Annotated in this window: 25 protein-coding genes and 1 riboswitch; of the genes, 8 read left to right on the top strand and 17 right to left on the bottom strand. The window is 41.4% G+C overall.

Going from position 1 to position 23,622, the window contains the following annotated elements; all coding sequences use genetic code 11:
• Positions 1–40: 40 nt before the first annotated feature.
• The 10 genes from GBI66_RS14975 to GBI66_RS14930 all read right to left on the bottom strand — a co-directional run bounded on the left by GBI66_RS14975 (position 41) and on the right by GBI66_RS14930 (position 8,733).
• Positions 41–880, bottom strand: coding sequence for a type II secretion system protein N (locus GBI66_RS14975; RefSeq protein WP_078197325.1), 840 nt, complete (start codon positions 878–880; stop codon positions 41–43).
• Complete coding sequence (gspN, locus tag GBI66_RS14970; protein WP_005191850.1) at positions 880–1,623, bottom strand: type II secretion system protein N; 744 nt, start codon at positions 1,621–1,623, stop codon at positions 880–882. The genes GBI66_RS14975 and gspN overlap by 1 nt, the downstream gene beginning before the upstream one ends.
• Before the next feature lie 177 nt (positions 1,624–1,800).
• On the bottom strand, positions 1,801–2,127 hold the full coding sequence (locus tag GBI66_RS14965; RefSeq protein WP_005191849.1) for an H-NS family nucleoid-associated regulatory protein: 327 nt from the start codon (positions 2,125–2,127) through the stop codon (positions 1,801–1,803).
• 390 nt (positions 2,128–2,517) lie between these two features.
• A complete protein-coding gene (locus GBI66_RS14960; RefSeq protein ID WP_078197329.1) occupies positions 2,518–2,955 on the bottom strand; it encodes a thioesterase family protein in 438 nt (145 codons plus the stop codon).
• Positions 2,956–2,963: 8 nt separating this feature from the next.
• Positions 2,964–4,157: a heme biosynthesis protein HemY gene (locus GBI66_RS14955; RefSeq protein WP_151716629.1), complete on the bottom strand. Its 1,194-nt coding sequence runs from the start codon at positions 4,155–4,157 to the stop codon at positions 2,964–2,966.
• A gap of 6 nt (positions 4,158–4,163) precedes the next feature.
• Entirely contained in the window at positions 4,164–4,991 is an 828-nt protein-coding gene (locus GBI66_RS14950) for a hypothetical protein (protein WP_151716628.1), read from the bottom strand.
• Positions 4,988–5,764, bottom strand: a complete 777-nt coding sequence (locus GBI66_RS14945; RefSeq protein ID WP_151716627.1) for a uroporphyrinogen-III synthase — start codon at positions 5,762–5,764, stop codon at positions 4,988–4,990. Before GBI66_RS14945 ends, GBI66_RS14950 begins: the two co-directional genes overlap by 4 nt.
• Positions 5,764–6,681 (bottom strand): hydroxymethylbilane synthase, encoded by a 918-nt coding sequence (gene hemC, locus GBI66_RS14940; protein ID WP_151716626.1) that lies wholly within the window; start codon positions 6,679–6,681, stop codon positions 5,764–5,766. The genes GBI66_RS14945 and hemC overlap by 1 nt, the downstream gene beginning before the upstream one ends.
• Before the next feature lie 111 nt (positions 6,682–6,792).
• Entirely contained in the window at positions 6,793–7,533 is a 741-nt protein-coding gene (locus GBI66_RS14935) for a LytTR family DNA-binding domain-containing protein (protein WP_151716625.1), read from the bottom strand.
• A 57-nt stretch (positions 7,534–7,590) separates the two neighbouring features.
• Entirely contained in the window at positions 7,591–8,733 is a 1,143-nt protein-coding gene (locus tag GBI66_RS14930; RefSeq protein WP_151716624.1) for a sensor histidine kinase, read from the bottom strand.
• Between GBI66_RS14930 and argH the strand changes: the two genes are divergently transcribed.
• Positions 8,724–10,154 (top strand): argininosuccinate lyase, encoded by a 1,431-nt coding sequence (gene argH, locus GBI66_RS14925; protein ID WP_032857396.1) that lies wholly within the window; start codon positions 8,724–8,726, stop codon positions 10,152–10,154. The two genes, GBI66_RS14930 and argH, sit on opposite strands and share 10 nt — an antisense overlap.
• Before the next feature lie 49 nt (positions 10,155–10,203).
• Positions 10,204–10,476, top strand: coding sequence for an oxidative damage protection protein (locus GBI66_RS14920; RefSeq protein WP_004773983.1), 273 nt, complete (start codon positions 10,204–10,206; stop codon positions 10,474–10,476).
• A 295-nt stretch (positions 10,477–10,771) separates the two neighbouring features.
• Here GBI66_RS14920 and phoU read toward each other — a convergent pair whose 3' ends face one another.
• Entirely contained in the window at positions 10,772–11,494 is a 723-nt protein-coding gene (gene phoU, locus GBI66_RS14915) for a phosphate signaling complex protein PhoU (RefSeq protein WP_005191833.1), read from the bottom strand.
• A 147-nt stretch (positions 11,495–11,641) separates the two neighbouring features.
• Positions 11,642–11,762: riboswitch (TPP riboswitch) on the top strand.
• An 85-nt stretch (positions 11,763–11,847) separates the two neighbouring features.
• Between phoU and thiC the strand changes: the two genes are divergently transcribed.
• The 5 genes from thiC (at position 11,848) to gluQRS (ending at position 16,954) form a co-directional block, all read left to right on the top strand.
• On the top strand, positions 11,848–13,743 hold the full coding sequence (thiC, locus tag GBI66_RS14910; protein ID WP_005191831.1) for a phosphomethylpyrimidine synthase ThiC: 1,896 nt from the start codon (positions 11,848–11,850) through the stop codon (positions 13,741–13,743).
• 75 nt (positions 13,744–13,818) lie between these two features.
• On the top strand, positions 13,819–14,430 hold the full coding sequence (locus tag GBI66_RS14905; protein WP_151716623.1) for an NUDIX domain-containing protein: 612 nt from the start codon (positions 13,819–13,821) through the stop codon (positions 14,428–14,430).
• A 22-nt stretch (positions 14,431–14,452) separates the two neighbouring features.
• Positions 14,453–15,268, top strand: a complete 816-nt coding sequence (gene cpdA / locus GBI66_RS14900) for a 3',5'-cyclic-AMP phosphodiesterase (protein WP_151716622.1) — start codon at positions 14,453–14,455, stop codon at positions 15,266–15,268.
• A gap of 189 nt (positions 15,269–15,457) precedes the next feature.
• Complete coding sequence (gene dksA, locus GBI66_RS14895; protein WP_005191824.1) at positions 15,458–15,991, top strand: RNA polymerase-binding protein DksA; 534 nt, start codon at positions 15,458–15,460, stop codon at positions 15,989–15,991.
• A gap of 99 nt (positions 15,992–16,090) precedes the next feature.
• On the top strand, positions 16,091–16,954 hold the full coding sequence (gluQRS, locus tag GBI66_RS14890; protein ID WP_151716621.1) for a tRNA glutamyl-Q(34) synthetase GluQRS: 864 nt from the start codon (positions 16,091–16,093) through the stop codon (positions 16,952–16,954).
• 48 nt (positions 16,955–17,002) lie between these two features.
• On the opposite strand, the gene ftsW is transcribed toward gluQRS, so the two are convergent.
• The 6 genes from ftsW to GBI66_RS14860 form a co-directional block, all read right to left on the bottom strand.
• Positions 17,003–18,196 (bottom strand): putative lipid II flippase FtsW, encoded by a 1,194-nt coding sequence (gene ftsW, locus GBI66_RS14885; protein WP_005191820.1) that lies wholly within the window; start codon positions 18,194–18,196, stop codon positions 17,003–17,005.
• Between the two features lie 10 nt (positions 18,197–18,206).
• Complete coding sequence (murD, locus tag GBI66_RS14880; protein WP_078197345.1) at positions 18,207–19,565, bottom strand: UDP-N-acetylmuramoyl-L-alanine--D-glutamate ligase; 1,359 nt, start codon at positions 19,563–19,565, stop codon at positions 18,207–18,209.
• A gap of 114 nt (positions 19,566–19,679) precedes the next feature.
• The gene (locus GBI66_RS14875; protein ID WP_151716620.1) at positions 19,680–19,970 is read right to left on the bottom strand and encodes a hypothetical protein; all 291 of its coding nucleotides are present in this window, start codon (positions 19,968–19,970) and stop codon (positions 19,680–19,682) included.
• Positions 19,971–20,020: 50 nt separating this feature from the next.
• Positions 20,021–20,272, bottom strand: coding sequence for a DUF6587 family protein (locus tag GBI66_RS14870; protein ID WP_005191789.1), 252 nt, complete (start codon positions 20,270–20,272; stop codon positions 20,021–20,023).
• A 54-nt stretch (positions 20,273–20,326) separates the two neighbouring features.
• Complete coding sequence (locus GBI66_RS14865; RefSeq protein ID WP_005191774.1) at positions 20,327–22,180, bottom strand: ferrous iron transporter B; 1,854 nt, start codon at positions 22,178–22,180, stop codon at positions 20,327–20,329.
• Complete coding sequence (locus GBI66_RS14860) at positions 22,177–22,437, bottom strand: FeoA family protein (protein WP_151716619.1); 261 nt, start codon at positions 22,435–22,437, stop codon at positions 22,177–22,179. The genes GBI66_RS14865 and GBI66_RS14860 overlap by 4 nt, the downstream gene beginning before the upstream one ends.
• Before the next feature lie 199 nt (positions 22,438–22,636).
• Here GBI66_RS14860 and xerD point away from each other — a divergent pair, with 199 nt between their 5' ends.
• A complete protein-coding gene (gene xerD / locus GBI66_RS14855) occupies positions 22,637–23,557 on the top strand; it encodes a site-specific tyrosine recombinase XerD (RefSeq protein WP_151716618.1) in 921 nt (306 codons plus the stop codon).
• The last annotated feature ends 65 nt before the right edge of the window (positions 23,558–23,622 follow it).

Below are 23,622 nucleotides of genomic sequence, written 5' to 3'. Positions count from 1 at the left end.
ACCTGCACTTATTCCTAACTGATATGGTGACGTGTGATCACTAAAAACTTTGTTGTATGGTCATCACTTGATCACCACGTTTTATTTCTATTTTGGCATGCCCTTCACGACGTACTTGCTCTAATAATTGTACTTCGTTGAGCCCCTGCCCGACGCTCTGACCATTGACCGATAGAATACGATCGCCAGCACGCAAACCCAAGGTATTTTTTAAATTCGATGGGGTCTTATCCGATATTTCATAACCATCTGAACCGCCTCCCGTTACCCCCATGTTTTTCATGTATTGCTCACGGTTATCCTGCATTTGCTGGATTGCCTGACCTAAGGCTGATTGCGGTGAGTTCTGAGTCGGTGCAGCTGCCGGAGGTGGGGCATTATTGCCACTGTTCAATACAGGTGCAATCGGTTGGTACAAGCCATTATCCAAACCCTTAAACTTTACTTCTCGAGTCGCGCCATTGCCTTGTCTCAAGATCACATGATCCCAGTACACTTCCGCCAATTGATATGAGGTCGAACCAACCGTCTCTCCCACACGATAACGTTCAGCTGTATCATTCAACTTAATAACCGCAGAAGACAAGTAATTTGGTTGACCCAACAATACACCTTGTAATTCCAAGTTGACATTATCATCAGCTGAAGTTGCTGCAGGCTCATTAAATAAAGCAAAGGAACTAATATTTGGTACCTGTGCTTGTTGCGAACCCAACTCAACCCGATCGAACTGCATCGGTTGAGGAGGTGCAAGCACCCACCAAAACAATGAAGCTAATTTCCAGCATAACCACAAGATCAGTAAAGCTAGAACCAAGCCGCTGAGCTTATCAACTTTTTGCCAACGCAATTGTTGCAACTTTTGAGTGATTGCCTTCATTAGAAACCACCTTGCAATAATGGTTGACGCGAGCTAATCACATACGTGTCGAGTCCAGCTTTACCCTGATAGGATGGAATATTCAATAACATGCGTTGCGTTAACTGCACATCCAACATCAGACTTGCATCTAAACTCAGATTTGCCATTTTTTGGCTGCGTTGGTCACGAACATCAATTTGTAATTGTCCGTTTTCATCTTTCAGCTCCGCCACCAAAGAAGGCATATTCATGCGGTCCTGTCGTTGACCAAAAGTATAGCCCAACTCACCGCCGCCCCAATTTAATTGACCTTCTGTCGCGCTAAAGCCTTTTTCTTTTTGATAATTGAACTGTACATCTTTCAACTGAATTGAATTTTCAGGCCACTGCCAGTTGGCAAAGTACTTTAATGTTTCAGGCGAGATTTTCCCTTGCAGATCTTTGATCATGATTTTTTTGCCAAAACCATAGGCAAAAATTCCATTAAATTGGGTATTGCCGCTATGAATATCGAGATCTGCGCCAACGCGCAATAATAGCAAATCTAAAGGTCGTGTTTTCCAATGCACTGATCCACGCAATTGACCACGCTGCCAATCCGCCTGTCCTTGCCATATATTGCCGCTGACATTATGTAATATTTGATTATCTTTTGAAAATTTCGCAATTAACCAAGTTGCTGGAATTTGTAAAATAATAAAAATTAAAAATGCAAAAATGGCGAAAATCCACCATCTCCATTGCTTGGTATTTTTCTTCATTCCACCCTTACCAACATGCCAAATATCATCCTTCTTGAGACACTCGCCCCTGAATGACATTATGCATACTTTTTCAACATCGCCAATTCTCTCATATAAAAAAACCAAGCTTTTTGAGCTTGGCTTTTAATAAAGGATAAAGTCGTCGTATGACAAAACGATGACTTTAAAACTTGCTTAGATTAAGAAATCTTCAAGTTTTGCACCTTTTTCTAATTCAGCAACTAACCAACGTGGTTGTTTACCACGACCAGTCCAGGTTTCTTCAGCATTGCTTTTATTACGGTAACGTGGCTCTACTGCTTTACGCGTTGTTTTCTTACGCTTTTGCTCGCCAACTTCCAATAACTCTTCAACGCTAAAGCCAATCGCATCTGCAATTGCAATAATTTGATTATATGCATCTTCGATTGCTTGATCTTTTTTACTTGCAATTAAAGCTTCCGCTTCTGCTTGTAAACGCTTTAAATCTTCTACAGATAAATCGCTAATATCTGGTTTCATTAGAACCACTCCGACTTAATAGGGGAAATATATCACTCAAAAAATAAAATGAATTTAAAATTCGATTCAATATTAATTTATAAATGATTAAATAATCAATATAAGAATACCCCAGTTAATCGTATATCAGGTGCAAAATAGCATTTTGTTTACAATAAACCCTAAAAAGTAGACCTGTTATATAAAAACATATTCTGTAAAGGCAATATCTGAACGGAGCAAACAACACATTTATATTAACTTATTCTTAATTTTATCTAAAAAAATCTAATTTTATTGACGCTACTTGGGTTCAAATACCTTCAACATATGTGACCTCGGTATTTGAACCTTATTATATAATTTCACTATATAATCAAACAAAAATAGACATAATCGTCTTTATAATAATTAGTTAGATATTAAATCGTGTCCCACACTTTGTTCCAGTTGAATAATTTTCTGTCTAATCACTTCAGGGATATTCAATTTCCCTGATGTTTCTTTATCGACACAGACCATAACCGCTTCACCGGTCGCTATCATTTGTTGTTGTGTTTCACTCCACAAAACATAATGCATACGAAAAGCACTATTGCGTAACTCTTCGATTCGCGCACCAACATGCAGCACATCGGGATAGAATACAGGACTTAAATACTTACATTGACTGGAAGCTACCACCGTCAATATATCCTGATCAAAGATATTTAATGCCATTAAATAGGCAATTCGTGCACTTTCCATATAACGATAATACTGCACATTATTAACATGCCCGAAAGCATCCATATCTCCCCACGCTACTGCTTGCTTATGCACCACAGGATAGACAGACAGTTCTTTCATATTTACACTCATATCTTAAAGTTAAGAAAATTCACATCATTTTCAAATATTAAATTTAACTGCCTGATTAAATCTGGATTATCACCTAATGTAGATTTAATCCTTAAATAACTCATTAAAATGTTATCTGGGTATAGAGTTAATAGCTGCTCGGCTTCTTGCTGACGCTGTGTGGCCACATAAATATGCCATTTAGCAAAGGTTAACATTGGAACACTGGTATAGCGCTGCTCAAGCTGCATAATCCGCTGTTCAACATAGGCATAATCTGGAATTTGCTTTAATAACTGTTGTTGGAACCACAGATAAAATACTTCTGGATCAAACTGCTCTTGCAATAAATGCAAGGCTAAATCTTCATGCTGTAAACTCATTTCTGGCATACGCGCCAGCAACTTTAGCCAAAGGACTTTACTGCTATAAGGTCGATCCTGTATTTCGCTTTGCAAAGCCAAGTAACGTTGCTGTAAAGCAGAGAGATCATCCACCGAAGCATGTTCAAATTGTATTAATAACTGCTGCAACCATAAATCACGATGCTCTGCATCCAACAAACCAAATTGAATCGCTTGTAGGAATAGCCACGGTTTTTGTAAGGCAAGCTTGCCCCACAAAGCAGTGATGCGTTGCTGATAAGCAGTTTCAATTTCAGTCAACCAAGGCGAAAGCTGATGTTGAGCAAGAAACTCTAAATGTGTAAGTGCTTTTTCAGTCTGTTGCTGCTCTAAATAAATATCAATGCGTTGCAACTCAGCCAGTTCAAATGCCATCGGTGCAGAGCTTTCTAAGCTCTGTAATGCTGTTTCATAATCACCATTTTTATAATCAAACTGCGCATCAATAATATTATTCAATAATCCCGATTGGGTAAAAACACGCTCAATAAAAACTTGTTGATCTTTCGCAGCTTCCAACAACCAAACAATGCCGAGCTGCTCATAAGGGTGTAAATCTTTAAAATGCAGAATCGTCTCTTTTTTACGCTGCTCTCGGGCAAGATAACGTTTACCAAGTAACCATGCTGATTGTGCGAGTAAACTAATCACAATAAAAAGTGCAATCAGCCCCCAAACACCACTTTGAAACTGCCAGTCTCGCCAGTAAATATAAACATAGCCATTTCCATAGCCATAACTCAACACAGCAAACAGTGCGAATAGCACCAAACTTACAAGCAAATAAGCGAGCAGCAAATATTTCATTATGCGTTACCCCAATAAACCCAGTGTGGTTAGTTTTGGTGTAGGCACTGCCGGTAAATTTACAATTTTCTCTAACTTCTGTTTCATCTGTTGACTAGCTTGATCAGGCAATTCAGCAAATAACTGCATGACTTCCAAAATCGATTTTCGATATTCTACTAACTGACCTTGCTGTAATGCCTGAGAAGCAAGCAATAAGCGTAATTGAGCTTCTTTTAAAGTGATATTACGACTCAGTAAATCTGGAGAATTGCGCTGGACTTTTTCCAATTTAAACCAATGCCACCAAGACCTGCTTTCATTGTTTGCCATGCTGAGTTTCGGGTTCTGAATTTCTTGTTGAATCTTTTGATCCAGTTGCTGCAACAAATTATCGAGTTGTTGTTGCTGTTGTGTTTGGCTTAAAACATATTGCTGAATGATTTGTTTATCCTGCTCAATCGATTTCACCAGACTATGCTGCAATGCGGGAGAGACTGCCGATTGCACAACATGCTGTTGGACTTGATTCAATTGATCTAATGCATAAATAAATTGTTGCTGATCCAGCGCAAACTGCACCAATTGCACTTGCTGCTTAATCAAAACAACTGGCGCAATTCCTGTCACCGTAGTTGGGATGGCAACACTATCCGTAGGTTCTACTGGGCTGGTATTTTGCAACTGGCGTTGTACGGCAACGAACTGATCATTCAATAAAGCATAACGCTGCTCGGTTTGATCTAATTGCTGTTGCAATTGGGGTACAGTTTGAGAATATTGCGCAACATCGTAACTGAGTTTAGCTAACCACAATAAACTCAATCCTAATATTAGATAACCAATTTTTCTCATACATGTCCTTGCCAATCACTCATGCGTTGAATGATCTCTGATGCAGATAAATTTTCAAGCTGAATAATGTTAAATCCTTGAGCAGTCTGATCCCGCACCTGTCTCAGAATCTGGGCCAAACGTGACCCTAAAACCAAATAAACCCACGCTGCTTCACATGGACGCTGACCACATAGCTGTTGCCAATAGTTCCAACTCGCTTCACTACTGATCAACACTGCAACAGGTTGATTTAAAATTATTTTTTTTACAATTTCAGGAAATTTGGTAAAACTTTGTTCTGGGCATTGGCGGCGATAGAGCACAAAATTCAGAATCTCAACACCTTGTTGCTGCAATTGCTGCATCATAAACTGCCGCCCTCCCAAACCACGCCAAAATGCAATTTTGTTTAAATGCATCTGCTGTTTTAGGAGGGGAAGCTCCAGCATTCCCTCGGAAGTTTCTACCTCAGGAACAACACTTGCTATTTTAAATTGGGCTAAAGCCTTTGCCGTAGCTTGTCCCACCGCGACCCATTGAATATGTTTAAGCTGATCTAGTTGCAATCCCGCTTGCTGCAAATAACGTACTCCAATGTCAACGGCAGTTGGGCTAACCACCACGATTACTTGAGTCTCAGCCAAGGCTAAGTAAAGTTGTTGCAAAGCTTCAGAAAAAGGCTCTGCAACCAATTCAAGCAAAGGTAATGCTTCAACCTGATAACCCGCCTCGCTCAATGCTTGAGTTAAAACAGAAGCACGGTCATCAGGTCGTGTATTAATAAACAGCATTAATACAACGCTTTAAGCAATTCACCCGCACCCTGCACTAGCAATCGCTGAGCAAGCTGTTCACCCAGTTGCTCAGCATCGACTGTTGCACCAACCAATTGCTCTTTCAACAAGGTCTTGCCATCTACACTGCCAACACGCCCTTCAATGTGTAATTGATCATTGGCCAAAATCGCATAACCAGCAATCGGCACTTGGCAACCGCCTTCAAGATAGGCATTAAAGGCACGTTCTGCACGTACACAAATCGAGGTTTCTTCATGCTGTAACGGTTGGATCAACTTTAATAATTCCACATCATCCGTACGACACTCTAAACCAAGTGCACCTTGCCCCACCGCGGGTAAACTTACAACAGGTGTTAAACAATGACGAATTCGATCCGCGAGACCTAACCGTTTTAAACCAGCACTGGCCAAGATGATCGCATCATATAAACCATCATCCAGCTTGGATAAACGTGTCCCCACATTTCCACGTAAATCGACAATTTCTAAATCAGGGCGGAGCTGTAAAATTTGACACTTACGGCGTAGGCTCGATGTACCTACTTTCGCACCTTGTGGCAGCTCATCAAAATGCGAGTATTGGTTTGAGACAAAAGCATCTAGAGGATCTTCACGTTCACAGATCACGGCCAAGCTTAAACCTTCAGGTAAATGCATCGGCACATCTTTCATTGAATGCACAGCCAAATCCGCACGACCGTCCAGCAATGCCGCTTCCAGCTCTTTTACGAATAAACCTTTACCACCAATTTTGGCTAATGGTGTATCTAAAATCTTGTCACCTTGGGTAACAAACTTAACCAATTCAACCGTTAAATCTGGATAAAGCACATTTAAACGAGAACGAATATGTTCCGCCTGCCAAAGTGCAAGAGGGCTTTGTCGAGTCGCAATTTTTAAGGTTTTCATAAATTCAAGTTAAGTATTGATCAAAGCAATTGTTCCAAACTTAACTTGATCACCTGAAATTGCAAGCAAAAATTCATAAAGTGATCAATCATTCAGCTGAAAAGCTGGGTTTTATAATTGATGCATACACTCTCTTAAACTCGACAAGTGGCGACGGCTGACCGATAATCGCTCCTCCAGTTCACGCAGACGTACCTGATATTGCCCTGCGGCGACCAATTCCAGCCCTTCAAGATAGTCTAATGAGACCAAGGCATTACGATGGATACGGATAAAGCGATCTGCGAATTCCAATTCCAAATCTTTCAGTGTTTCATCAATTAGCACACTGCCATTTTTATGGCGAACGGTGACATATTTCTGATCTGCTAAAAAATAATAAACATTTTCCAATGGAATCAGTTCTACCCCGCGATATGTTTTCGCAGCAATTTGATGGCGTTGTGTTTTGGTATCGTACATATCGTCTTGTTGTTTTAAACCAGTCATTTGTGCTTGTGTAAGGTGAGTTAAATGATTAAACACCTGTTGTAAATCTTGTTGTGCAACAGGTTTAAGTAAGTATCCTTGTGCTTGAAATTTAAATGCTTCCAATGCATGTTGATCATATGCCGTACAAAAAATAATCGCAGGTCTAGGATTGAGCTGACTGAGTTGCTCAGCACATTCCAAACCATTCATTCCTGGCATTTGAATATCTAATAAAACGACATCAGGTGAGTCGTTTTCAATATGATTTAACACATCCTGACCATGATGCGCCGTCGCAATGACTTCGTGTCCCATCTGGGTCACTAAACGTGACAAACGCTCTACAGCGAGAGGCTCATCATCAGCAATCAGAACTCTCATCCTCTCCTCCTTGTCACCGTTAACTTCATCCATATTTTTTATGGTTAACTTGACTTATTATTTTACTCGATAGTGGTAGCTCACCACCGTCGTATATAACGACGCTCCCCCATAAATCTGAAACTTCACTGTTGGCCCATAATAAGCTTTCAAGCGCTGCTTCACATTGTCTATCGCAATACCATTTCCCTGTCTCGATTTTATTGTATCGTGAGAATAAGGGTTGGTAATGACTATACTGACTTGATTTTGCAATATTTCAACCAATACGCTAATGGTTGATGGCTGCAAAATTTTTTCCACCCCATGAAAAATACTATTCTCAAGCAAAGGTTGCAACGTTAATAACGGAATCGTCACTCGTTTTAATTCAATTGGTGTCGCCTGTATGTTCCATTCTACATTTAAACGCTCGCCTAAACGCATCTTTTCTATACTTAAATATTGCTGACATAAGTCAATTTCCTCTGCCAGACTCACCAATTTCAGCTCTTGAAAGCTGGCCCGAAATAAGCGCGACAGATTAATCAACATATTTTCAGCTTTTTCAGGATCAATCGCAATTAAACTCACCACACTATTCATACTATTAAATAAGAAATGTGGATGAATTCGTGCTTGCATCGCCTGAATCCGCGCATTCAGTTCACTGTATTGCTGGCTCATCCATTGTTCGCGCATATATAAATAACGCAAACAGAATGCACCGAGTAAAACGCCATAACCTAGATGCAGACTTGTCCCATGAAATAGCAACTCTTCACTAAATGCACCTGAACGTGCTGCCCAATACTGAATAACATTGACCGCGCAGGTGGTCAATAAAACAATCAATTGAAGTAAAATAAAACCGAAGATTAATGCCACTTTCTGACTAAACTTGGCAAAAAAACCTTGAAAGTAATCAACCAGTGCCGCAAATGATAAAATCACCCAATTAATAAAAACCATATATTGCAGCACACGAAAGCCCTCTAAGGCATGCCATGAGCGGGCTTCAGCCAAAGCCAACACCATCGCCAAAACATTACTTGCAACAATTAGTTCTAATAAGTATTGCCATTGCCCAATTTTCGTAAAAAAATAGGAGCCTGTTGGATTTCCCTGACGAGTTTGCGATAACTTCTTACGTCGAGTTTCGGCAACTGTGTTTGGATTTGCTATACTCTTTTTTATTTTGCTGAGCCGCCATGACCACATCTTCTCAATCCTCTTCTGCAGCAAGCCCAAATCAAACCTCTGGAATGTGGGGTGGTCGCTTCTCTGAAGCAACTGATGCTTTTGTTGCAGAATTTACCGCATCTGTGCAATTTGACCAACGTTTTTATAAACAAGATATTGCAGGTTCAATCGCACATGCAACCATGCTTGCCAAAGTTGGCGTCCTCACTGAAGCTGAACGTGATGACATTATCCAAGGCTTAAGCACTATTCAAGCTGAAATTGAAGCTGGCAACTTTGAATGGCGTATTGATTTAGAAGATGTCCACATGAATATTGAGTCTCGTTTAACTCAACGTATCGGCATTACAGGTAAAAAATTACATACCGGCCGTAGCCGTAATGACCAAGTTGCAACTGACATCCGCTTATATTTGCGTGATGAAATTGATGACATCTTAGGTTTATTACTGCGTTTACAAAAAGGCTTACTTGGTTTAGCTAGTCAAAACACCAACACGATTATGCCAGGTTTCACTCATCTACAAACAGCTCAACCGGTGACCTTTGGTCATCACCTATTAGCATGGTTTGAGATGTTAGTCCGTGATACAGAGCGTCTACAGGACTGTCGTAAACGTGTGAATCGTATGCCACTCGGTTCAGCAGCGTTAGCTGGAACAACCTATCCGATTGATCGTGCTTACACCGCAGAACTTCTTGGCTTTGAAGCTGTGTCAGAAAACTCATTAGATGCAGTTTCTGATCGTGACTTTGCTATTGAATTTAATGCAGCCGCGTCTTTGATCATGATGCATTTATCACGTATGTCTGAAGAACTTATTTTATGGACTTCGGCACAATTCAAGTTCGTGAATATTCCAGATCGCTTCTGCACAGGCTCATCCATCATGCCACAGAAGAAAAACCCAGACGTACCTGAACTAGTACGTGGTAAGTCAGGTCGTGTTTTTGGTGACTTAATTAGTCTATTAACCTTAATGAAAGGCCAACCATTGGCTTATAACAAAGACAATCAAGAAGACAAAGAACCATTGTTTGATGCAATTGATACCGTTCGTGGTTCATTGATGGCATTTGCCGATATGGTTCCAGCCTTAGTGCCAAATATCGAGATTATGCGTGAAGCAGCTTTACGTGGTTTCTCTACTGCAACCGATCTTGCAGACTACCTCGTCAAAAAAGGTGTCGCTTTCCGTGATGCCCATGAAATTGTTGGTAAAGCAGTTGCTTTAGGTGTTGCAGAAGAAAAAGATTTATCAGAATTGACGCTTGAACAACTGCAACAGTTCTCTGATTTGATCACAGCCGATGTATTTGACAAAGCATTGACTTTAGAAGCTTCTGTGAATGCTCGTGACCATATTGGTGGCACTTCACCAAAACAAGTTGAAGCTGCGATTGCCCGTGCGCACACTCGCCTAGAACAGTTATATTAATCTCTCTATATCCCTCTTTTACAAAGAGGGACTTTCACTGGATGCCATAATGACTAGACAAGTATTTTGCCGCAAATATAAACAAGAGCTTGAAGGCTTAGACTTTGCGCCATTTCCAGGCGCCAAAGGCCAAGAATTCTTTGAAACTGTTTCAAAGCAGGCATGGCAGGAATGGTTAAAACACCAAACCACGCTCATTAATGAAAAACGTTTGAATGTGTTTGAACCTGATGCGAAGAAGTTCCTCGAAGAGCAACGTGAGAAGTTCTTTAATAACGATGAAAGTGTAGAAAAAGCGGAAGGTTGGACTGAACAAAAATAAGTCGTTTTGTCTCACCCCACTGTTAAAAAGAGAGCTGTTTTTTAGCTCTCTTTTTACATGATATTTACATAAGTAATAAAGCCTTACAGAGTATACACAGTTGTCTACATGACACTTTAAGGTACCCTGTTTATAGTTATATTCAGAAGGACAAAGAGATACGTTGATATCTCACGTAACGCATGATATTTCTCTCCCAGACTTTCCCCCGAAGTCTGGGATTTTTTTATTGCGGCGTTCTCAAAATAAAAAACCGCTCTAGTTAGAGCGGCCAGTGATTATTTTACTATTACTATTATTTTTGGTGCACTTTCTGCTCAATTTCTTCAATACTGGTATGACGCACATCAGTACCCTTTGCCATATAAATGACTTGTTCTGAAATATTACGTGCGTGATCACCAATTCGCTCTAAAGATCGCAGTACCCACATCACATTAATGACACGTGAAATATGACGCGGATCTTCAATCATATAGGTCATTAAGGTACGAGTTGCAGATTGATATTCACGGTCAATATCGACATCAGCCATCACCACTTTCAAGGCTTGTTCTACATCTAAACGTGCGAAAGCATCCAAAGCATCATGAATCATGACACGTACTTGGTTACCGATATGACGGGTTTCCATGTAACCACGCGGTGACTCACCTTCTTCACACAGGTTTTGCGCAATACGTGCAATTTTCGCTGCTTCATCGCCAATACGCTCTAAGTCTGTATTGCCTTTGCTCATAGCGATTACCATACGTAAATCAATGGCGGCTGGATGACGACGAGCTAAAATCAATGTCAAACCTTCATCGATATCACGCTCGAATTGGTTCACTGCATTATCTTTAAACTGTACATCAATCGCTAAATTAGCATCTGTGTCTAATAAAGCATGAATCGCATTTGCGACCTGTTGCTCCACTAATCCACCCATGGTCATAAACTTGGTGTGCACATCTTGCAAGTCTTCATTAAATTGTGAAGAAATATGATGACTTAACACAGGATTGCTTGGGCTCACAGTATGCCTCCACTAGACACATGGAAAAAATGATTGGTGATTAAAACATAGAAATGATGAAACTTTTATGACAATAGCACGGATTTGCCCATTGTTGATTGGTGTGAATTGCTACAACAAAAATTTAAAAATCTGTTAGTCTAAATGCCTAGCTTGACGGAGCGCAGTTAACAAACTGCTGAGATTATCTTAATTACTCAATTTAAAGATAAGTACCGTTGAACCTGATCAGGTTAACACCTGCGTAGGAATCAAGCCCAGCAAAAAACTTAGCTTCTATTTATCATAGAGATAAATCCGCCATGGTTTTTGGTCGTGCTTGATTCGTTAATGCCATACATAAGGATCATGCCATGAACCAATTAACGAATCTTTCCCCTGCTGATATTTCTGCTCAACATGAGCAAGCTGCAAAAGATTTAACCCGAATATTACCTGCATCTCGAAAAGTCTATGTTGAAGGTTCTCGCCCTGATATCCAAGTTCCCTTCCGCGAAATTAGCTTAACCGAAACGCCAACTGGCTTAGGTGGTGAACACAATCCACCCGTCATGGTGTATGACACTTCAGGCGTATATACCGATCCAAATGTACAAATCGACCTGAACAAAGGCTTACCTTTAGTGCGTCAAACATGGATTGAAGAACGCCAAGATACCGATGTACTTTCTGGTCTTAGTTCTGAGTTTGGTCAAGCACGTTTAAAAGATATTCGTACAGCTGAAATTCGTTTTGCCCACATTCAAAACCCACGTCGCGCACAAACAGGCAAAAATGTCACGCAAATGCATTATGCCAAGCAAGGTGTTATTACCCCTGAAATGGAATATATCGCCATTCGTGAAAACCAGCGCCAACGTGAAAATGTGGATATGCGTCAGCATCCAGGGCAAAACTTTGGTGCACAAAATTTAAGAGAGATCACCCCAGAATTTGTACGTCAGGAAATTGCCGCAGGTCGTGCCATTATTCCAGCCAATATTAATCACCCAGAATGTGAACCAATGATCATTGGGCGTAACTTTTTGGTGAAGATTAATGCCAATATTGGTAACTCTGCACTTGGTTCATCTATTGATGAAGAAGTGGCAAAAATGACTTGGGCAACCCGTTGGGGTGCCGATACCATCATGGACTTATCAACAGGTAAGAACATCCATGAAACCCGTGAATGGATTATCCGTAACTCACCTGTGCCAATCGGAACTGTACCGATCTATCAGGCACTGGAAAAAGTCGATGGTGTAGCTGAAGACCTAACATGGGAAATCTTTAAAGACACCTTGATTGAACAAGCTGAACAAGGCGTTGACTATTTCACCATTCACGCAGGTGTATTACTACGTTATGTACCTATGACTGCAAATCGTCTCACGGGCATTGTTTCTCGCGGCGGTTCAATTATGGCGCAATGGTGCTTGGCTCATCATGAAGAAAACTTCTTATACACGCATTTTGATGAAATCTGCGAAATCATGAAGGCCTATGACGTGTCATTTAGCTTAGGTGATGGTCTACGCCCGGGTTGCGTACAGGATGCCAACGATGAAGCGCAATTTAGCGAACTTAAAACACTGGGTGAGTTGACCCATCGTGCTTGGGAACATGATGTACAAGTCATGATCGAAGGCCCAGGTCACGTGCCAATGCATATGATTAAAGAAAATATGGATCTTCAACTCGAAGTCTGTAAAGAAGCACCGTTCTATACACTTGGGCCACTCACCACGGATATCGCACCGGGTTATGATCATATCACCTCTGCGATTGGTGCTGCGATGATCGGCTGGTATGGCACAGCGATGCTTTGCTACGTTACTCCGAAAGAGCATTTGGGCTTGCCAAACAAAAAAGATGTTAAAGACGGCATCATCACCTACAAGATTGCAGCACATGCAGCTGACTTAGCCAAAGGCCATCCAGGTGCACAAGTCCGCGACAATGCCTTATCTAAAGCACGCTTTGAATTCCGTTGGGATGACCAATTCAATTTAAGCTTAGACCCAGACACAGCACGCAGCATGCACGATGAAACCCTTCCAAAAGAAGCGCATAAATCAGCGCATTTCTGTTCAATGTGCGGTCCAAAATTCTGTTCGATGAAAATCACCCAGAATGTGCGAGATTATGCGCAAAACCAGCACAATGCCAAGCAGTCAAATGATGCTGAAAAAGAAGTTGAAGCAGGTCTCAATGCCATGAAAACCGCTTATCAGGAACATGGTCAAAAATTGTACCACAAGGTGTAAATCGACTAAAAAAAGATTTTCCTGCGAATCATTCTCGGTTAGGATGAGATATGTACAATCTCATCCTGATTGAAGATGACTATTCTTGACCACGCCAGCTATTCAGCAACCGACGTTACGATAGAATCTCGAGAGCCTTTATTTCGAGGGTTCATTCAAGTTGAGAAAGTGAGCTTAAAACATCGATTATTTCATCGAGAAGATTACTCACCTTTAATTCAGCGTGAATTGGTTCATCGTCCAGAAGCTGCTGGCGTTTTACTTTATAATGACCAACAACAACGATTTGCATTGATTGAACAATTTCGTGTCGGTGCATTGAATGATCCAGTTTCGCCATGGCAGCTTGAAGTTATTGCAGGAGTACTCGATGGAGATGAATCTCCAGACAGTTGTATTCGCCGTGAAAGCTTAGAAGAGTCTGGCTGTGAGATCACTGAATTAAAACATTTATTTAGCTTCTACCCTTCTGCTGGTGCATGTTCTGAATTTTTTCACTTATATGTTGCAGAAGTTGATTTACCAAAGGACGGGGGCGTTTTTGGGATGCCAGATGAAGGTGAAAATATTCAGCTTCATCTATTTGCCTATTCCGAATTAGAAGCATTGTTAATTAACGGGCGGTTGAGAAATGCACCTGTAATCATGGCATTACAGTGGTTGTCTCAACACATACAACAAAGATAAAAATCTGAAGGGGCTAAAGACGGTGACTTTCCAAGTCTCATCATTATCGCAACAAGATTTTGTGATGATACAGATTACTGATACACATTTATTAGAGTATCCACATTTAGAGTTTGTCGGGATGCAACCCGAACAAAGTTTTCATGCTGTAATCGACTTGATGCGCCAGCAACATCCTCATATTGACCTTATTGTACATACAGGTGACTTAGCTCAATCGCCAACACCTTTGACGTATAAACGCTATGTACAGCACATGCAAAGCTTGGGAATCCCTTTTTTTCAAACCCCAGGAAATCATGACGATGTAACACATTTTCCATTTCATGAGGCGGATCAGACCCAACCTACGATAATTGTGTTAGGTCAATGGTGCATTATCCTGCTCAATAGTGCACAGCCAAAGCGAATTGATGGAAAAATTGCTGAAGTACAATTACAACAGCTTACCCAGTTGCTGACACAACACCATGATCGTCATGTGATTATTGCTTGTCATCACCATCCATTTGCCATGCAATCTGCGTGGATTGATCAGCATAAACTCAAGAATTCATCCGACTTGCTGGAAACGATTCAACCTTTTACGAATGTCAAAGCAATCGTATGTGGTCATGTGCATCAAGACTCAATCAATACTTGGCAAGGTGTTGAGTTTTTATCGACCCCATCCACTTGTATTCAGTTCAAGCCCAAAAGTGATAAATTTGCCTTGGATGAAGAACACCCTGGCTACCGTTTTATTCGCCTAAAAGCCAATGGTGAACTTGAAACTCAGGTCTATCGCCTTCCGACTTCACAGCGAATGAACAGTTCGGAAGTTTTAGGCTATGACTAAACTTTTGATTACAAATTACATTGTCGATTTCTCACAAAATCTGGACGGGAATGACTACCATCTTGTCCAAAAACTCTATATGATGTCGACCCTTGATGGAAAAAACCATCTTAGGTTTCTATAAAAACACTTGCATATCACCATATTTTTTGCGTATAGATAGTACGTGTAAGATGAGGAATGCCCTATATGGCGAATGACAACCAAAATCAAGTCTTGGACGAACAAACAGACGTGATCGACGATCAAAAATTGGCTGTGAAACGTACACGTAAAACCAAACCTAAAGCTTCAGAAGGTGGTACGACTGCGAGCTTATTTGGAATTGCGCCTTATCAGCCAAAGAAAAATGAAGAATATATGTCTGAAGGACAACTTGAGCATTTCCGCCAAATTTTAAATGCATGGAAAGCGGAATTAATGTCTGAAGTTGATCGTACTTTAAATACGATGCAAGACGAATCAAGTGCGCTTCCTGACGTCAACGACCGAGCAACGCAAGAAGAAGAATTTGCAATTGAATTACGCACACGTGATCGTGAACGCAAACTCATTCGCAAAATCGAACAATCGATCGAAGCAATTCAAAACGAAGACTATGGTTTCTGTGAAACTTGTGGTATCGAAATCGGTTTACGTCGTTTAGAAGCTCGTCCAACTGCGACACTCTGTATCGATTGCAAAACTTTGGCTGAAATCAAAGAAAAGCAAAACAACGGTTAATAATCCCTCCCAACCTCCCTTTACAAAGGGAGGAGTACTCCCCTCCTTTATAAAGGAGGGGTCTGGGGGAGGATTAAAACACACGACCATTCAATCTTTATGTCTTATATCGGACGATTCGCCCCATCGCCAACCGGCCCATTGCATTTTGGCTCCCTGCTCACCGCAGTTGCCAGTTATTGCGATGCCAAAGCCAATCACGGCCAATGGCTGGTTCGGATTGAAGATACCGACATCCCTCGCATTTATCCCAATAGCGAAGCACACATTCTCTCTTGCATTGATGCCTTTCAATTTGAACCCGATGCGGAGATTATTTTCCAAAAAGACCGTTTCGATATTTATGAGCAAGTGCTTGAACAACTCAAGCAATCACAAGACATTTACGCTTGCCAATGTACGCGCAAGATGTTGGGTTCAAATCATATCTATATCGGAACTTGCCGCAATCTCAATCTCGATTTTGCCAATCAGGCGATTCGTCTAAAAGTCGCAGATCAACTGATTTGTTTTCAAGACCGTTTACAAGGCCAACAATGTTCTAACTTACAACAGGATCTCGGTGATTTTGTCTTAAAACGTCGTGACGGCATTATCAGCTACCAATTAGCGGTGGTGGTAGATGATTATCTACAAGGTATCACGCATGTAGTACGCGGTGCGGATTTACTCGATAACACTGCTCGACAAATCTGGTTGGGCTGTTTGCTTGATTATCCAAGTTTAAGCTATATGCATTTACCACTTGCCATGAACGATCAAGGACAAAAACTGTCTAAGCAAAATTTGGCACAGGCCTTAGATATCAACAAAGCACCTGAACTACTACAACAAGCCATTTTGGCTTTAGGACAATCCAAGGTTGAACTGGATCAACCGCGCATCATGCTGCAACAAGCGGTGCAACAATGGGATGTAAACTCGATCCCTCTCGGCATCCATTTAGCTGGAACTTTTCAATAAATCATAAAAAAGCCCTGAACATTGTCAGGGCTGTTAATTTAAATGTAGTTAGAAATTCGATTCTTCTTTCAATGGATTCAACTCTTGTGTCGATGCATCAATTTTTAAGATCAAACTAATCATCGCCGCACACATCATCAAGGAAGTACCACCGTAACTAATGAAAGGTAAGGTCAAACCTTTGGTTGGCATTAAACCCATATTCATACCTGCATTGACCAGAATCTGCATAAGAAAAATAATGCTAATTCCGTAAGCTAAATAGCCTGCACGCAAGTAATTATGTTGCAAAGCACGATGACCAATGCGAATACAGCACGCCAGCATAGTAAACGACAGCATCATCACGATAGACACGCCAAAGAAGCCAAATTCTTCACCCAAAACAGCCAACATAAAGTCCGTATGTGCTTCAGGTAAATATGAAAGCTTCTGTACACTGTGCCCCAAACCCGTACCAAACCACTCACCACGACCAAAAGCCATCAAGGCATTGGAGAGCTGATAACCGACGCCCAATGGATCTGCCCAAGGGTTAGTAAACGAAATCAAACGCTGGAAACGGAATGGTTCGAAAATAATCAATGCACTGACACCCGCAAAGATCGCACCCAGCATAATCAAGAACTGCGTTGCTGGCGCCCCTGCCAGAAAGAATACGCCAACCATCATTAATACGATAACGACTGTTGCACCCAAGTCAGGCTCAGCAACAATAAAACCAACCGTTAAAGCCATGACACCACTTAAACGTAGTAAACCTTTCCAATGTGTTCTGACTTCTTTAGCACGGCGTACCACATAATCCGCAGTGAAAATCGCCATGACAATTTTGGCAATCTCCGTTGGCTGCAAGGTGAAACCACCCACTTTAATCCAGCGATGCGCACCATTGACTTCGGAACCGACCACCAAGACCGCCAATAACAATACAATGGTAATGAGCCATAAAGGGAAGGCATTTTTAAACCAGAGATTCAATGAAACCCGATAGGTTAAAAATGCCACCACTGCAGCAACCACAATCGAAATACCATGACGAATCAAAAAGTAAAAAGGACTCTCATGGATGTATTCCGCATACGGCATTGACGCCGATGCAACCATGATTGAACCAAAACATAGCAACGAAATCACACAAAAAATTAAGATATTTCGTGCCGTCATTTCTGCTGGAAGCTTGGGTAAACGATTCAGCAATTGCGAAATCTTTTGCACCGTATTTTGGGCTAAATCAGCCATAGTCTTGTTCCTAGTTCTTCTTTTCGTTCAAGGCATTTACACATGCCACGAATTGATGCCCGCGATCATTGTAGCTTTTAAACATATCAAAGCTTGCACAGGCTGGCGAAAGTAAAACAACATCTTCCGCTTGTGTGGCTTTTTGAGCCAGTTCGACCGCTTCTTTTAGGCTGTTTGCATGCTGAATAACTGTTGTACCTTGAATCGCCTGTTCAATCACCGCAGCATCTTCACCAATGAGAATCACTGATTTCACATATTTTTGAATTGCATCACGGAGCGGCTTGAAATCCTGCCCCTTGCCTTGCCCACCTAAGATTAAGGCTAACTTACCTTTATTCACTTCAATTGCAGCACCAAGGCCATCAATTGCAGCGAGCGTCGCACCAACATTGGTTCCTTTAGAATCATTGTAATAGCGTACACCATCAATCGTTTCGACATACTCACAACGATGTTCCAAGCCTTTAAAATGCTTAAGCGTTTCAAACATCGAATCCGTAGGTAAACCAATAGCTTCGCCCAAAGCCAAACATGCCAATGCATTAGCGACGTTATGCATGCCTTGAATATACATCTCAGAGGTTCTCAGTAAACGCTCTCTGCCACGTGCTAACCACATGCTGCCATCGGCATCACGCAACACACCATATTGATTTAAATCAGGCGCATTCAGACCAAAACTTTGCATTGGGGTAACATCTGGAACCAATGGACGGCTTAGATTGTCATCACGGTTATATACGACTTTTTTCACACCCTGAAAAATACGATGTTTGGCTTTGTGATAACCCAGCATATCACCATGACGATCTAAGTGATCTTCACTCATATTCAACACCACAGCAACTTCTGCATTTAAATGTGATGTGGTTTCAAGCTGAAAGCTCGATAATTCTAGAATAATCAGATCAGGTTTATCTTTTAATAAATCTAATGCAGGACGACCTAAATTGCCACCGACAGCCACATTTTTGCCAGCCTCTTGTGCCATCAAGCCGATTAATGTGGTCACGGTACTTTTTGCATTTGATCCTGTAATCGCAATAATTGGCACCTCAGTCGCACGGCGTAATAATTGAATATCACCAACCACAGGAATACCTTTTTCAACGGCCTGTTGAATTTCTGGAAGTTGAGGTGCAAGCCCTGGACTGAGAATAATTTCTTCTGCTTGTAATAAAAGTTCGGTATCGAGTTGACCAAAACTGGTACGCACACCTGCTGGAATCTGATCATGTCCAGGTGGGGTTGCTCGTGAGTCTGTTACTGCAACTTGGTAGCCCTGTTCATGTAGAAAGTTGACTGCTGACACACCGGAAATACCCAAGCCAGCCACAACTTTTAATCCACCACGTTGTATTAACATTTTCGCCCCATTTTTTGCAGATTACAGAATGGCAAAAATGTTAGCACTTTACTGTTTTAAATGCTTTTTCAGTTTTAGTTTTATTCAATCTTTTTTGTGTCAGTGCGTAAAAGCTTAGGCAGGTATAAAAAAGCTAATCCCCAATAAAACCAAGATCACAGCACCTAGCCAATCTACAGACTTAAAAGCATATTGCTTGATCTTAAGTTCAATCAGTTCTGGTCTCAGCCACAGATACATCAAGATTAAACATGAGATAAGCCAAGAGAGGGTTTCTTTATAAATATTTAAACCTTTAGACAAAGCAGAAAGATAAAGCAGTGTCATCACCAGTATAAAGCCCAATAAAATCAATTTGTGCTTCAAGCTTAATGATGTCTTCTCAATCGTATCCGTTAGATTCATTTTTTTCTTTTCCAAAAAATTGCCCATCTTAAGATGGGCAATTTTGTTTTTTAACGCCATTTGACCGTTTGAATAGGTTCTGCTTTTTTGTTCTCCGCTTCATCGGTAGAACAACCACAGCCACCACCGCAACCGACAGCCATTTTAGGCTTTAACCATACTGCCAAGCGTTGCCAACCTAAACGCTGACAAAGATTTGACAGACTCAGAAATGCTGAACTTGCTGTTTGAGGGAACACCTTCTTAAAGACGACAACAGCACTCCACAGCACCAATACAGCAACAATCAAGTACTCAAACATAAGCGTCTCTCCAATAATTGCCACCCTTGTTAAAGGATGGCGAGGTGGGATTTCTTAGCCCCAAATGCTTGATGCAATTTGGTAGGTCAAGAAAGACATTAAATATGCCAAACCAAATAAATAAGCAGTCATCGCAGCAACATGTTTCCATGAACCTGTCTCACGGCGTACTGTTGCCAAGGTTGCTAAACAATGCGGTGCATAGATGAACCACACCAACAATGATAAACCTGTTGCCAATGACCAACCGGTACCATCTGCACTAATTAAATGAGAAAGCCCCTGAGAAATTGCATCATCATCAGCACCAGATAAAGCATAGACCGTACCCAAAGCCGCAACTACAACTTCACGCGCTGCCATTGCAGGAATAAGCGCAACCACAATCTGCCAATTAAAACCAACAGGTGCAAAAATTGGTTGCAGCAAGTGTCCTAACATCCCAGCAAAACTGTAATCAATATCCGGTAAGGTTGCCCCTTCTGGCGCTTGTGGGAACGTACATAAGAACCAAAGCAAAATCGACAGGGCAAAGATAATGCCACCAACACGTTTTAAGAAGATTTTACCGCGATCTAATAAGCCAATTCCAACGCTTCTCAGATCAGGAATACGGTAACTTGGTAGCTCAAGCAAAAGTGCATGTTGTGATTTATCTTTTTGCAAAAATTTCATCACGATCGCTACACAGAGTGCGCTGACAATACCAGACATGTACAAGCCAAATAAAACCAAACCTTGTAGGTTAAAAATGCCCCAGACCGTTTGACTTGGAATAAAGGCAGCAATCAATAAGGCATAAACAGGTAACCGTGCAGAACAGGTCATCAATGGCGCAACCATGATCGTGGTAAAACGATCTCGTGGGTCACTGATACTACGTGTTGCCATAATTCCTGGTACGGCACAGGCAAAGCTTGAAAGTAATGGAATAAACGCTCGACCACTTAAACCTGCTTTAAACATCAATTTATCAAGCAAGAAAGCTGCACGTGGTAAATAACCTGATTCTTCTAAAACCAAAATAAAGAAGAATAAAATCAAAATTTGTGGCAAGAACACAACCACACTACCCGCACCTGCAATAATCCCATCAACAACCAAACTATGCAGTAAAGGTTGCGAGATATACTCTCCGAGCTTCTCACCAAACCATGCAAAGAAGGTTTCAATCCCATCCATAAACGGCGCAGCCCAAGCAAACACGGCTTGGAATACGATAAACATCATAATCGCAAGGCTAAGCAAACCGAGGACTGGGTGTAAGAAGATTTTGTCGAGGAAATCGGTACGTTTATCTTCTTGATCGACAAAGTTGACCACATCTTTGAAAATCACTTCAATTTTCTGATGATGGTCCCCCTTTAAGCCGCTCAGCTCTGTTTGTGGAACCGTATATTTTTCCTGATCCAATGCGTGTAACAGATTCTCAATACCTGAATTACGTACCGCTACCGTTTCAACAACAGGCACACCCAAACGCTCAGAAAGCTTTTGAGTATTGATCTGAATACCACGACGACGTGCTTCATCCATCATGTTCAAAACGACAAGGATCGGACGACCCAACTCAATAATTTCCAACACCAAACCAAGGTGTAGTTTTAAGTTGGTTGCATCCACCACACACAGAAAAGCATCTTGTTGCCCTTCTTCCGCAATTTTGCCTTGGCAAACATCACGGGTAATTTCCTCGTCTGGACTGGTTGCTTGTAAACTATAGGTTCCTGGCAAATCCAAGACACGTACTGCTTTCCCAGAAGGAAGCTGAAAATGTCCAACCTTACGTTCAACCGTTACACCCGCATAGTTCGCAACTTTTTGGCGTGTACCTGTCAAATGGTTAAATAAAGATGTCTTACCGCAGTTTGGATTTCCCACAAGGGCAACACGTAACGCATCACTCATGCAGGTGCTCCTTCAAGTTGAATTTCAATTTTATCCGCTTCAGCTTTTCGTAACGCAAAACGCGTAAAACCGAGCTGGATTAGAATCGGATCTCCACCAAAGATACCTTTGGTAATCACCTGTACTTGTGTACCTGGCACAAAGCCTAAACTTTCTAAACGAACTGCAACTAAATCTGGCTGTTCCGTCTCATCGACCAAGCGATTTACTTTCGTAATCATCGCTGTTTGCTTGACTTTTAATGCTGACAATCGCACCGTCTCTAACCCTTCACCCTTTTTTTCTAGTATACAAGCAAATGAGAATAATTACCAAAACCAATCTCAGTGGCATTTGCTTCTGTGACAGATCGACAACAATTCATTTTTCTTTTACAGTGCAATTGAATCAAGAATAAATGAAGGCATCACTCGCCCCCAAATACTTACCCCTCGTTTATAAATAGCTTAAGTCTTTATGTTAAATAAAAAGCCACGTATTCCCGCTGCGATTACGATTCCAACCCAGCTCGGTTTTTTGCAAGGTTTTCGAGATTATCTCGTCGCACAAACAGTCAGTCCGCATACACGCAATGCTTATTTATCCGATCTGATTCAATGTAGTGAATTACATCAAAGTTCAGCATTGCCAGAATGGTCCAGTGATGACATTGCTGACGTTCTCATCGCCCTTACCAAAGCAGGGAAAAGCCCTCGTTCGATTGCCCGTTGCTTATCCGCACTCAGACAGTTTTATAAATTCTTAAGAGAGCAAAAGCTCCGTGATGATAATCCTGTTGCCACTCACCATTCCCCTAAAATTGGTCGTGCCTTGCCCAAGGACTTATCTGAACAAGATGTCGAGGCTTTGATCAATGCACCTGACATTAACACTGCTTTAGGCCTACGCGATCGTGCGATGTTCGAAGTGCTGTATGCCTGCGGTCTACGTGTTTCAGAATTACTCAACTTAAAACTTGAGCTGATTAATTTAAAACAGGGTTTTCTCCGTGTTACGGGCAAAGGCAATAAAGAACGTCTTGTTCCACTCGGACAATTTGCCTGTGATTGGATTGAAAAATATTTAGTTGAATCACGCCCCCAATTGTATAAGAGCAGTACCGATTATCTGTTTCTCACCCAACATGGCGGTATTATGAGTCGCCAGAATTTTTGGTATGCAATTAAGCGTTATGCCTTACAGGCCAATATTCAAGCAGAGCTGTCCCCCCATACATTGCGTCATGCTTTCGCCACCCATTTACTCAATCACGGTGCAGATTTACGTGTGGTACAAATGCTGCTTGGGCATAGTGACCTATCTACCACGCAAATTTATACCCATGTGGCTCAGCAGCGGATGCAGGAATTACATGGCAAATACCATCCAAGAGGCTAAAACCACCTTTTATCTAGGATTCAGCTAAAACTTGATTCCGTTCACAGAGCCTATGCAAGATTTAA

The sequence above is a fragment of the Acinetobacter sp. TUM15071 genome (genome assembly GCF_008980925.1).
Classification (GTDB): domain Bacteria; phylum Pseudomonadota; class Gammaproteobacteria; order Pseudomonadales; family Moraxellaceae; genus Acinetobacter; species Acinetobacter dispersus.
Note: the sequence above shows the minus strand (reverse complement) of the source record. Positions and strands in the feature narration are given on the sequence as shown.